12 protein-coding genes are annotated in these 12095 nt (G+C 40.2%); 6 read left to right on the top strand and 6 right to left on the bottom strand.

The window, feature by feature from the left end; genetic code table 11:
* Nucleotides 1–393, top strand: a 393-nt coding sequence (locus tag HMPREF0849_RS02435; protein ID WP_000574535.1) for an LPXTG cell wall anchor domain-containing protein, incomplete at its 5' end; no start/stop codon positions are given.
* An 81-nt stretch (nucleotides 394–474) separates the two neighbouring features.
* Here the strand turns inward: HMPREF0849_RS02435 and HMPREF0849_RS02430 are convergent.
* The 3 genes from HMPREF0849_RS02430 to HMPREF0849_RS02420 all read right to left on the bottom strand — a co-directional run bounded on the left by HMPREF0849_RS02430 (nucleotide 475) and on the right by HMPREF0849_RS02420 (nucleotide 3095).
* Nucleotides 475–1551: a DUF2974 domain-containing protein gene (locus HMPREF0849_RS02430; protein ID WP_001273845.1), complete on the bottom strand. Its 1077-nt coding sequence runs from the start codon at nucleotides 1549–1551 to the stop codon at nucleotides 475–477.
* Nucleotides 1552–1662: 111 nt separating this feature from the next.
* Entirely contained in the window at nucleotides 1663–2439 is a 777-nt protein-coding gene (locus HMPREF0849_RS02425) for a hypothetical protein (protein WP_000820261.1), read from the bottom strand.
* Nucleotides 2440–2525: 86 nt separating this feature from the next.
* Nucleotides 2526–3095: a TetR/AcrR family transcriptional regulator gene (locus HMPREF0849_RS02420; RefSeq protein WP_033605317.1), complete on the bottom strand. Its 570-nt coding sequence runs from the start codon at nucleotides 3093–3095 to the stop codon at nucleotides 2526–2528.
* Nucleotides 3096–3420: 325 nt separating this feature from the next.
* Between HMPREF0849_RS02420 and HMPREF0849_RS02415 the strand changes: the two genes are divergently transcribed.
* The 3 genes from HMPREF0849_RS02415 to HMPREF0849_RS02405 all read left to right on the top strand — a co-directional run bounded on the left by HMPREF0849_RS02415 (nucleotide 3421) and on the right by HMPREF0849_RS02405 (nucleotide 6424).
* Nucleotides 3421–4098 carry a response regulator transcription factor gene (locus tag HMPREF0849_RS02415; RefSeq protein ID WP_000548984.1) on the top strand — a complete coding sequence of 226 codons (678 nt, stop codon included), beginning with the start codon at nucleotides 3421–3423 and terminating at the stop codon, nucleotides 4096–4098.
* Nucleotides 4091–5065 carry a sensor histidine kinase gene (locus HMPREF0849_RS02410; RefSeq protein ID WP_000887978.1) on the top strand — a complete coding sequence of 325 codons (975 nt, stop codon included), beginning with the start codon at nucleotides 4091–4093 and terminating at the stop codon, nucleotides 5063–5065. The genes HMPREF0849_RS02415 and HMPREF0849_RS02410 overlap by 8 nt, the downstream gene beginning before the upstream one ends.
* A gap of 309 nt (nucleotides 5066–5374) precedes the next feature.
* Nucleotides 5375–6424 (top strand): DUF389 domain-containing protein, encoded by a 1050-nt coding sequence (locus HMPREF0849_RS02405; protein WP_000197793.1) that lies wholly within the window; start codon nucleotides 5375–5377, stop codon nucleotides 6422–6424.
* Nucleotides 6425–6636: 212 nt separating this feature from the next.
* On the opposite strand, the gene thrS is transcribed toward HMPREF0849_RS02405, so the two are convergent.
* The 3 genes from thrS to HMPREF0849_RS02390 form a co-directional block, all read right to left on the bottom strand.
* Nucleotides 6637–8580, bottom strand: coding sequence for a threonine--tRNA ligase (gene thrS, locus HMPREF0849_RS02400; protein WP_000591027.1), 1944 nt, complete (start codon nucleotides 8578–8580; stop codon nucleotides 6637–6639).
* A gap of 10 nt (nucleotides 8581–8590) precedes the next feature.
* Entirely contained in the window at nucleotides 8591–9217 is a 627-nt protein-coding gene (locus HMPREF0849_RS02395) for an ATPase AAA (RefSeq protein WP_009013529.1), read from the bottom strand.
* A gap of 257 nt (nucleotides 9218–9474) precedes the next feature.
* The gene (locus HMPREF0849_RS02390) at nucleotides 9475–9849 is read right to left on the bottom strand and encodes a hypothetical protein (RefSeq protein WP_001246988.1); all 375 of its coding nucleotides are present in this window, start codon (nucleotides 9847–9849) and stop codon (nucleotides 9475–9477) included.
* A gap of 195 nt (nucleotides 9850–10044) precedes the next feature.
* On the opposite strand from HMPREF0849_RS02390, the gene HMPREF0849_RS02385 reads away from it, so the two are divergent.
* Both HMPREF0849_RS02385 and HMPREF0849_RS02380 read left to right on the top strand, forming a co-directional pair.
* Entirely contained in the window at nucleotides 10045–10896 is an 852-nt protein-coding gene (locus HMPREF0849_RS02385; RefSeq protein WP_000161111.1) for a metallophosphoesterase family protein, read from the top strand.
* A 161-nt stretch (nucleotides 10897–11057) separates the two neighbouring features.
* Nucleotides 11058–11999 carry a hypothetical protein gene (locus HMPREF0849_RS02380; protein WP_000801518.1) on the top strand — a complete coding sequence of 314 codons (942 nt, stop codon included), beginning with the start codon at nucleotides 11058–11060 and terminating at the stop codon, nucleotides 11997–11999.
* Nucleotides 12000–12095 lie beyond the last annotated feature (96 nt).

The following is a 12095-nucleotide window of genomic DNA, read 5'->3' as shown; positions in this document are numbered from 1 at the left end:
AAGGATATTCCAGGTTACCGCTTCGTAGAGACTAAGAAACTTCCAAACGGTGACACAGAACACGTTTATGAGAAGATTAAGACTAGTCATAAGGATAAGGAAGGCAATGACATTCCAGGTTATCCAACCGAAGACGGTGAACAACCTAAGAAAGATATCCCAGGCTACCGCTTCGTAGAGACTAAGAAACTTCCAAACGGCGACACAGAACACGTTTATGAGAAGGTTGTTACTGCCCCTCAACAAAAACCAACTGAGCAATCTCCAGCTACTAAAGCAACCAAAGAATTACCTAATACTGGTACGGAGGATCATGCAGTTTTGGCGGCTCTAGGAGTACTAGGTTTGATGAGCGGATTTGGACTTGTGTCTCGCAAGAAAAAAGAAGACTAATTCTATACTCGAGATTCTAAGTAGTATCCATTAGTTTCTTAAACAAAAAACCAACTAATCATTAGGTTAGTTGGTTTTTGTCTATTCTCGATTTTTCCAAGCTTGGTAACGGGTATCAATCAAGAGTTGGGTTAGTCGTCCCATGGTTTCTCTTTCTTCGGGAGTGAGGGATTGAGCTTGGACAAAGAGATGGTGAACGTGTTCAATGACCTTGAAGGAAGAAAGATCGTTGATAGAGGAGATGCCTGCATCGAGAATGATTCCAAAAAAGAGGTCAAAGTAGAGCTGCAGTTCAGTATCAGGGACCGTCTCAACCCATTCCTTGAAAGTAGTGTCGACTTGTTGGCTGTCACTATTGGTCTCGTCTAGTTGGACAAAGTGTTTGTCTTCAACCTGCCAACTAAAGGTGTCATGCTGGGCAAGACCGCCCAAGGCAGTACTTCGAACGATGATTTTTTTATCCGGAATTTCCAGCATCATCCCGATGATAGACCCTTGTGGGACAAATACTTTCGTTCTTTCCATCATGTTTTGATAGCCAGCTGTTTCGGTTAGTTCCTTGTGAAGTCCAGGCGCATCAAAAGTATAGACAGCGACAATGTTTTTTTGTAAAAGTGGATCGAGTTGACTAGCAGCATAGACAGCTAGATTGCCTCCTTTTGAATGTCCTGCTAGAATAACCTTCTGATTAGGATGTTGGGCTAAAAAGTTCTCTAAATACTGGAGAGCATGTTTTTGAGCTGGGATTTCCTTCATATAGGTCATATGGAAATCTTCTTTCCAACCGATGATACTATCATCCGTCCCACGAAAAACAAGCAAATAGGTATCGAGACTGATACGATAAGTCATAGCCGCAAACTGTTTTTGCAATTCAGGATCAATATCATTGATAAAATTTGATAGCTTGCAATTTTTAAACCGTTTGTGTTGAGAGAGTTGATCCAACAACTGGAGGCGGTTTTTATTGGTCAACATCGTCGTATCTCTAGGAATTTGGGGTGCAAGATCTATGAGGCGCTGGTTTTTTTGGGTGACTACACCATCAAAAGCAAGATAGGTTAATTCAGTAAGGGCAAGAACATCTAACTCATTCACGGGGAGATCATAAAAGGAATCGTATGCTACATCATTCAGGTAGTCAAAAATATTGGCCATAAAAGCTCCTTTCTCTATGTTTATCCTATCACATTTACCTAGAATTAGCTAGTAGGCTTGTTCGAATGACCTAGTAGGGTTTGATTGAAATACATAGAAGATAGATTGCTCCTATTTCAAACCTCTAAACGAGCTTACTTGTATGTTTTTGCTATCAATCCCATTTTCCTTTAAAAAATTCTTCATCTCATTTACATCATCAGGCTGACCTGTGATGAGATAGCTGGCTTGATTGCCGTATTCATCAATAGCACGTTTTAAAAATTTTTGACTTTGAGAAAGTTCCTCGCTAGTTTTATAAGTAAAATTCGGTGTTTTTTGAGCCAGTTCTTTCATCTCATTATCGAAAATAGTAACTCCTTTGTCAAAATGGTTGAGAATAATTGGAGCTTTACCAGCCCATTCTTTGATAAGGGGGCGTAGAGCAGAAATGCCGACATCAGATGCAAAGCAAACTAGTGGCTTATTCGTATCTTTAACAGTCAAAGAGGAATCCAACCAACTCATCTCAACCTCACTGCCAGACGGTAAATGTGTCAAGGTGTTCTTAAAGTTACTACCACTATTATGAGTCAAAATGAGAATTTCATCTTCATCAGGTGTGGAGGCAATAGTTAGCCATCGACTGGTCTGCTCACCCTTAGCTTCGTTTTTCCTAGAAGCGGATGACGTATCAGGGAGTGTAAACTTAGCATAAGCCCCCGCTTTCCAGCTTTGATGACTCGGCTTTGTGATATGAATTAAATATAGATCTCCGCTGGGGTTTTCGATGGATTTTATCGATAATGTCTGGCTTCGTCCAAGATAAGCGATGGCACCCCAAGTTATAATACATAGCGCTCCAAGTGTTGATAGAATGATAATAAACATTTTTTTACCTCTTTTCATTTTTTATAACTCCTGTTCTTAATTTTATGAATGAACTATAAAAATATTCATTCATATCTTTTCAAAAAAATAAAGAAATCCATTCTTTATTTTAGAACTCCTTTAATGAAGTTGGTTGCAAGTATTTCAACAGTTTTGCCAATATCTGGAAAATCTTTTTCTGTGATATGCATATCCATATAGTAAAAAAGATTATAAACCTGTAAAATATCTTGAATCTTTTCTGGCGAGTACCCTTCAGCCTGCATACGATTTGTAAAAGTTTTAACTAGAAACTGATGAAAAGGATTTGCGACTTTGCCTTCTTCCGAGGAATAGTAGCTGTGCAACTCATCTGCGATGGCAGGATTGTACCATTCTGCAAGGATTTTATTGGAAGAAACAAGAGTTCTGGACTGAGCAAATAGTTGACCAATGAGGTCAATCATGTCAATTTCCCAATCCAGTTCTTCGATCATAGCTTGGCGAACACGGTTGTTTTCATCTATATAGATGTCTAGAAAAATGGCTTCTTTACTCTCGTAATAGTTATAAAAAGAACCAACTGCAACACCAGCTTGCCTAGCAATTTCTGAAATACCTGTTGCCTTGTAACCTTTTTTTGAAAAAACTTCATAGGCTGCTGTTTTTAAAGATTGTTTTTTGTCCAATAGGATTTAACCTCCTTTGTCTTATGAATGAATGAATAAAATTATTTGTTCATTCATATTCTAACAAATCATGGCTAGCTTGTCAATAAGAAGACTAGATCTATTAAATAAGTTAAAGAAACGCTAACTAAATGAGCACAAAAAGGAAAATATAGGATAAGGCTGGAACTATAATTAAAAATAAGGTATGATATCAGTGGGAATGTTCTCTATTTAGCATCTGTTTTCTGATCTGAATTTGGGAAATAGGCTGCTAAACAGTATGAGATACTGATCCGTAAATCTGATATGAAGGGTTTTGATACTTTGAGAAATAGCAAAGGAGGAGCGCATGCACAAGATTTTACTAGTAGAAGATGACCAAGTTATTCGGCAACAAGTGGGAAAACTGCTCTCTGAGTGGGGCTTTGAGGTCGTTTTGGTAGAAGATTTTATGGAAGTATTGAGCCTTTTTGTTCAGTCAGAACCTCATTTGGTCCTCATGGATATTGGTTTGCCACTCTTTAATGGTTATCACTGGTGCCAGGAGATTCGTAAAATTTCCAAGGTACCTATCATGTTTCTGTCTTCGAGAGATCAGGCGATGGATATTGTCATGGCGATCAATATGGGGGCAGATGACTTTGTGACCAAGCCTTTTGACCAGCAGGTCCTCCTTGCCAAGGTTCAGGGTCTGTTGCGCCGTTCCTATGAGTTTGGGCGGGATGAAAGTCTGCTAGAGTATGGAGGTGTGATTCTCAATACCAAGTCTATGGACCTGCACTATCAGGGGGAAGTTCTGAGTTTAACCAAGAATGAATTTCAAATTTTGCGGGTTTTGTTTGAACATGCTGGTAATATCGTGGCGCGTGATGACTTGATGAGGGAACTCTGGAATAGCGACTTTTTCATCGATGACAATACCTTGTCCGTCAATGTTGCTCGCCTGCGTAAAAAGTTAGAGGAGCAAGGTTTAGTAGGCTTTATCGAAACCAAGAAAGGGATAGGATACGGACTGAAACATGCTTGATTGGAAATCATTTTGTCTAGCCTATCTGCGTTCTCGCAGTCGCGTTTTTACCTATATTTTTTCATTAGGCTTTCTCGTCCTTCTCTTTCAGTTTTTATTTGCTAGTCTAGGAACTTATTTTCTTTATTTCTTTCTACTCAGTAGTTTTTTGACCTTCCTATTTTTGGCTTGGGATATATTTGCAGAAGCTCAGGTTTACCGGCAGGAAGTACTTTATGCTGAGAGAGACCCCAAGTCTCCTCTGGAATGTGCGCTAGCAGAAAAGCTCGAAGAGCGTGAGTCTGAATTGTATCAAAAGAAGTCGGAAGTCCAAAGTAAACTGACGGATTTGCTGGACTACTACACCTTGTGGGTTCACCAAATCAAGACCCCCATTGCGGCTAGTCGACTTTTAGTGGCAGAAGTCTCTGATCGTGAGGTCAAGCAGCAACTGGAACAGGAAATCTTTAAGATTGACTCCTATACCAACCTGGTGTTGCAGTACCTGCGTTTAGAGAGCTTCCATGATGACTTGGTATTTGAAAAGGTTCAAGTGGAGGATTTGGTGAAGGAAGTGGTTCGCAAGTATGCCCTTTTCTTTATCCAAAAAGGACTGACGCTCAATCTCCATGACCTTGACAAAATCATCGTGACTGATAAGAAATGGCTGTTGGTCGTCATTGAACAAATCCTCTCAAACAGTCTCAAATACACCAAAGAAGGTGGGCTAGAGATTTATATGGAAGGTCAGGAGCTCTGTATCAAGGATACGGGAATCGGGATTAAAAACAGCGATGTGCTCCGAGTCTTTGAACGTGGCTTTTCAGGCTACAATGGGCGTTTGACCCAGCAGTCATCTGGACTTGGCCTTTATCTATCTAAGAAAATTTCTGAAGAACTGGGCCACCAGATTCGCATCGAGTCTGAAGTTGGAAAAGGAACAACCGTGCGAATTAAGTTTGCGGAAGTGAACCTACTTATTGAGTAAAAAGAAATGCTAAGAACTTGGAAGAAATCTTTCAAGCTCTTCTTTAGATTTCTATGTAGTGAGAAAATAGGATAGAACAAAGAAAAAGGTAACTGGAATTTTTCCTGTTCACTATCTTTTAAATTGATTGAGTTCTTCAGAGAAAGGTTGTAAAATTTTTGATATAATATCAAGGATGGACTGATGGATATTTAAAGGATTATTTTCAAAAGAATGACAGGTGAGAATTAAAATATGTAAAATTGAAAAGAAGTCTCTCTGCCACCATCTAAGCAGAAACAAGAGTATATGAAATAAAAGGAGTAACCAATGACCAGAAATTATTCAACACGTGAATACCGTGAGAAATTATATGATGATCTTCATGTTCGATTAAGAGATATAGTGATTTTGATGTGTGCGATTTTTATTGCCTCTATAGGTCTAAATATGAATTCAACAGCTGTCATTATTGGAGCCATGCTGATTTCCCCTCTTATGACACCGATTGTTGGACTGGGTTTTGGTTTAGCTATTTTTGATACCCGTTTAATCAAACAATCTCTAGAGGTTTTATTTACTCAAGTATTTGTCAGCTTGCTTGTCTCGACTCTGTATTTCTGGATTTCTCCCTTATCTTATGCAAGTAGCGAACTGATTGCACGAACCTCTCCAACCATTTGGGATGTTCTCATTGCTATTGCTGGTGGGATAGCAGGTGTAATTGGGTCAAGGAAAAAAGAAGCAAATAATATCGTGCCAGGAGTAGCCATTGCAACAGCTCTGATGCCACCTATCTGTACTGCGGGCTATGGTTTAGCTAATGGAAATGTACGATTTTTATTTGGGGCTCTCTATCTTTTCTTGATCAACTGTGTCTTTATCATGCTAGCCAACATTGTTGGAACAAGAATTTTGATGAGAAAATCTCCCTTAAGTTCATTTAAAGAGCTAAACATTAAAATGAAAATTGGCTTGACATCCTTGATTGTATTATTGGTTCTTCCAGCCAGTTATTCAGCAGTCACTCTGTCGATAGAACAAGCGAGAAAAGAAGGAATCAAACAGTTTATAGCAAAAGAGTTCGCCAATCACACGGTCATTAACCAAGTCTACAAGTCAAGGAACAATGAATTGGTCTTGACGGTTGTTGGAGATCCGATTTCAGACGAAGAATTAGAAACGCTCCATCAAAAACAAGCCTCTTACGGTATTCAATCTGTTCAATTGAAAATCAATCAAGTCCATAATTCACCAAAATTAGATAGTGAGATGACCAAGGAATTTTACGAAAACATTAACAAGTATATCGATCAAAAACTCTCTGAAAAGGATTCACAAAAAGATCTCGTAAAAGAAAATGAAGCAGATAAGGATTGAGGATATTGCCCTTTTCTAACTCATGGAAGCAAGTTTTGGGAGGATATCCTATATCCAGCAGTTAGTGGATAGAAAGGATTGTTTATGAGGATACCATTTGTGGTGGTTTAACCAATCACTACTAGTTCAGGTTAAATAGAATATAAAAAAGCAACAACTGAAATAGTTGTTGCTTTTTCTTACTGAAAAATGTTTCTCAGACTGTAATCGTTTTATTTCTCAACACGAGATTTGTTGGCGATATCAGCAAGGATTGCTGCTACAAACTTATCTACTGGGACAGTTTGTGTTTCTTTTTGGCCATAGCGACGAACATTGACTGTTCCGTCTTCCATTTCCTTATCCCCAACAATCAATTGGTAAGGAATCTTGCTGGTTTGTGAAGCACGAATCTTGAACTGCATTTTTTCATTGCGCTCATCCACATCAGCACGGACACCGCGGTCACGGAGTTTCTTAGCTACTTCCCAAGCGTAGTCTACGTGTTTTTCGTTAGAAACGGGGATGAGAGTTACTTGGTGTGGAGCAAGCCATGTTGGGAAGGCACCCTTGTAGTTCTCAATCAAGATAGCTGTGAAGCGTTCCATAGTTGAAATAACTCCACGGTGGATCATAACTGGACGGTGTTCTTCACCATCAGCCCCGATGTATTTGAGGTCAAAACGTTCTGGAAGCAAGAAGTCAAGCTGGATAGTCGAAAGGGTTTCTTCTTTTCCGAGAGCTGTCTTAACTTGGATATCCAATTTTGGTCCGTAGAAGGCTGCCTCACCTTCAGCTTCAAAGTAGTCAACGCCCATTTCATCAAGGGCTGCACGAAGCATGGTTTGGGCATTTTCCCACATCTCATCGTTGTCAAAGTACTTGTGAGTATCTTGAGGGTCACGAAGAGAGAGACGGAAGCGGTATTCAGTCAAGTTGAAGTCTTCATAAACATCGATAATCAACTGAAGGGCACGTTGGAATTCTTCTTGGATTTGTTCTGGAGTAACGAAGAGGTGACCGTCGTTGAGTGACATTTCACGCACACGTTGAAGACCAGTGAGGGCACCAGATTTCTCGTAGCGGTGCATCATACCGATTTCAGCGATACGGATTGGCAATTCACGGTAGGAGTGAACATGGTGTTTGAAGACTTGGATGTGGTGTGGACAGTTCATTGGACGAAGAACAAATTCTTCCCCGTCACCCATGTCCATGGTTGGGAACATGTCTTCTTGGTAATGATCCCAGTGACCAGAAGTCTTGTAAAGCTCAACAGAAGCAAGTGGTGGAGTGTAAACGTGTTGATAGCCAGAAGCCAGCTCCTTGTCGACAATGTAGCGTTCCAATTCACGACGGATAGTCGCACCGTTTGGCAACCAGAATGGAAGTCCTTGACCAACTTCTTGTGAAATCATGAAGAGGTCGAGCTCTTTTCCAAGTTTACGGTGGTCACGTTCTTTAGCTTCTTCACGCATTTGAAGGTAGTTTTTCAAGTCTTTCTTGTCAAACCAAGCTGTACCGTAAATCCGTTGCATCATCGCGTTGTCGCTATTTCCACGCCAGTAAGCACCTGCTACATGAAGAAGGTGGAAGATTTGGATACGGCCTGTTGATGGGACGTGAGGTCCACGGCAAAGGTCCACGTATTCCCCCTGACGGTAGATAGTCAAACCGCCTTCGTCCTCAGAGTGTTCTTCGATCAATTCCAACTTGTAAGGGTCGTTCTTGAAGATTTCACGCGCCTCGTCTTTAGTGACTTCCTCACGAATAGATGGGAAGTTTTCTTTGACGATTTTTTTCATTTCTTCTTCGATACGAGGAAGATCTTCGTTGGAGATTTGACCAGCTTGATTGTCCGTATCGTAGTAGAAGCCATCTTCAATAGCTGGACCAACTCCCAAGTGAATATCAGGGAAAAGGCGACGAGCTGCTTGGGCAAACAAGTGGGCAGCTGAGTGACGCAAGATTGGAAGGGCATCTTCGTGATCAGGTGTCACGATTTCGATGCTTCCATCTTCAGTGATAGCACGAGTCGTGTCGATGAGTTTGCCGTTGAATTTACCAGCCAAGGCTTTTTTAGCTAGGGAATTGCTGATAGATTGGGCAATTTCAAAAGTAGTAACGCCAGATTCGAATTCACGAACAGCGCCATCTGGGAAAGTAATCTTAATCATGGTTTTCTCCTTAAATATTTATTCTATTTTTGTTGGACAATTTTAAGAGCCGAGCAACTTCTTCTGCAGTCTGATTCTCTGATTGACTACCATCTGTTACGAGGCTAGGATAGCCTAATCTCACCGCTTCCTTACGAACCATTTGAGCAAAAAGAATGTCTCGTTGCATCCAGTTTTCAAAAGCTTGCTCGGGGTTGGTTGTACCCTCTAAGACATAAGGAACCCATTCTCTCTGTATATAATGCTTTTTTTGAAAATCAGCTGTCGGAGTCAAGCATAGATAGGAAGATGCTTGACATTCAAGCTTCTTTACCAAGTGAGGCAAAAGTCCTGCTCCCTCCACCAAGAGAGGTCTGTTTTGATTCTTTATCAAGTAAGATTTTACATAAGGAAAAATCTCTTCATAAAAGCGCCATTCTTCATCTGCCATCTCTTCTGGATTTCTCATCCAGATTTGTTCTGGATTTCTATCCTGCCTAAGAAGGCAAATTGGCTGTGAGTCTTCACTTGCTTGACTCATCATCTTTTCTACCAAATCATCCAGTTTGATATGAAGTAGTTGATACTGTCTAGCAAGAAGTGAGGCAATTGTTGACTTTCCACTGCAAGGCGATCCGCCAATCATATAAAGCATCATTCTTCCTCCTTCTGACAAAACAAAAACGACATCCTAAAAGGACGTCGCAACGTGGTTCCACCTTCATTCATGTTCCTCAAAAAAGAGGGACACCTCTGATTGGCTTTAACGTGGCCACCGTTTTATGTTTGCATAAAAGTCAGTAGAGTAGTATCAGTTTAGGCTTTCTATGCGTTTCCAGCAACCACGCACTCTCTAGTAGAAAGGGACTAAGTGACTTGTCTCTATGCATTATTATAGCATGATTGCGAGAATTTTCAAGGTTTTTGTATAATTTTTTTATTTTTCTCTCGCTGGAAGACATGCTTGATCCCCACACCAGCAGCCAACCCAAGTAGGGCAAAGAGTTCATAGGCTAGGAAGTAAAGTAGGATGAACTCACCAAAGGTGATGATGGTAAAGCAATAGAGCAGACCAATACCGAGTAGCCACCAAAGTGAGAAATGAAATCGATAGCTATAAAGTAGCGATACGATAAAGGTTACCAGAGGTGAGAAGAGGATGATGTTGTAAATGTAGAGCCCTTTCAGTGTATATGGGTCAGAGATGAGTAGAGAGAGGAGCTCATAGAGGGGCCAGTAAAAAAAGAAAGTGACAAGGTAGTATGGGATATACTTAAGATAATTCCGCATGGCAATAGTCCTCCAATCTGGAAAAATTGAGAGATATTGTAGACCACATAATCCTAAATGAAGGGGAAATCTCTACTTATATTATAGCACGATTTAGAAGCTCTTACAATTTAATCCAGTGATCAGTGATAGTGATCTTTTCGAGTGTTTTCTGTTATAATACTAACAAAAGAAGTAAGAGAATGAGGAGAAAGAATGACCAAAATAGCAGTTCTTTCAGACATACATGGAAATACGACAGCTTTGGAAGCTGTACTGGATGATGCTAAAGCTGCAGAGGTAGATGAGTACTGGCTTTTAGGGGATATTCTGATGCCAGGGACAGGACGTAGAAGGATCTTGGACCTCTTAGCTAGCTTGCCTATTACAGTAAGAGTTCTGGGAAATTGGGAGAATAGTCTCTGGCGAGGTCTGCATCGCAAGTTAGATCCTACAATAGCGAGTCATCGTTATCTCCTGCGTCAAAGTCAGTACATCTTAGAGGAGGTCAGCCCTGAAGAAATCGAAGACCTCAATAATCAACCCATGCAAGTTCATCGTCAGTTTGGTGATTTGATGGTGGGAATCACTCACCATCTCCCTGATAAAAACTGGGGTAGAGAATTGATTCATACGGGAAAACAAGAAGATTTTGATAGATTGGTCACGAATCCACACGCCTCTATCGCAGTATATGGCCATATTCATCAACAGTTGCTTCGTTATGGAAGTGATGGACAGTTGATTCTTAATCCAGGTTCCATTGGACAACCTTTCTTTCTAGATGCGAAGTTGCGTAAGGACCTGCGGGCCCAGTATATGATCTTAGAGTTTGATGAGGCAGGTTTGTCTGATGTTGATTTTCGTCGTGTGGATTATGATGTGGAAACTGAATTGCAGTTGGCTAAAGATTTGAAGCTCCCCTATTTCCAGGTCTACTATGAAAGTTTGGTAAATGGGATTCACCATACTCATAACCATGAATTGTTAGGTCAGATTAGTGAACAAGAAGGTTATGATCAGGATGTTGAACTTTGGATGGAAAGAGACAAGAAAGATTGGTTTTAAGAGGATTTCTAGCTAGAAAACAGATAGTCTAGGAATTGTTGTTTTCCGATAAGTCGAACTGGATACGAATTGACGGCTTCTCAAATTTATGTTAGAATAACGGAATATAACTAATTTGAATCTCATACTAATTGATATTCAAAATAATAGGGAGATAATTTATGAAGCCAGAAGAATTAGAAGCTATTGCTTCAGGATTAGGCCTACAGTTTGATGAGGAGTCTGGAAGCATTTATGGCGTGCAATCAGGCTACTTGCTATTGCTACATGAAACAGATGTAAAAAATCAGTTTCGACTTAGTGTCAGTGTGAGCTTGAATGGCAATCCTGCGGATTCAGAAGAAAACGAGTTGGTGTGGGATGACTTTAAGAGCGAATCACTTCCAAACTTGTCAACCTTATCTATTAATCAGTACACTGTATCTATTGTTGTCAAGGGTGCGATGCGCAAATCAAAGACAATTGAAAAGTTACAGACACTTATAAGAGACTTTGTAGATTTCCTTGAATCCCATCACTTCGTCCAGGTTTGTGGCTACAGTGGTCAAGAGGGGCCAGTTAGTCTTTATCAATTAGGAGAGTCGATTTTCATCATCAATGAAGAAAGCTATCAATTTTTGAAGAGCAATCTCCAAATTGAAATGGATTCTTATCATAGTCAGAAGGAAAATGTTCTTCTTGGAACCATTGGAGCCTTACTTGGAGCCTTGATTGGTGGGGCGGTTGCTCTTTTCATCGCACGTCTTGGTTATGTAGCTGTCGCAGCGGGGCTTGTTCTTGGAATTTGTACCATTAAAGGATATGAAATGTTTGCAAGAAAGTTATCACGAAAAGGGATTCTGATTTCTGTTGTTTTGATGGTAGTTACAGTCTTTTTAGTAAATCAAATCGATTTGGCAATGGAAGTCGTAGCTCAACTAGGGGTTGAGTTTGCCTATGCTTTCCGAGTGGTCAATGAACTAATTGCAAGCGGAGAATATCCAGATAATTATTTCTTTAATCTAGGGATGTTAGCTGTTTTTACCTTGGTTGGTGCGGGGATTTCTATCAGTTCAGTCTGGTCAAGTCATAAAACAAAAGGGATTGTCCGTAAAATTGCATAAAAAATAAGTCTTTGTATGTCCTCTACCGCTTCGGTTACCAAGAGGGATACAGGACTTTTTGCATGGCGAAGATAATTATTCGATAATATTTGACAG

Source organism: Streptococcus sp. C300 (assembly GCF_000187645.1).
Classification (GTDB): domain Bacteria; phylum Bacillota; class Bacilli; order Lactobacillales; family Streptococcaceae; genus Streptococcus; species Streptococcus oralis_CQ.
The sequence above is the reverse complement of the archived record's forward strand: the minus strand, read 5'-3'. Positions and strand labels throughout refer to the sequence as shown.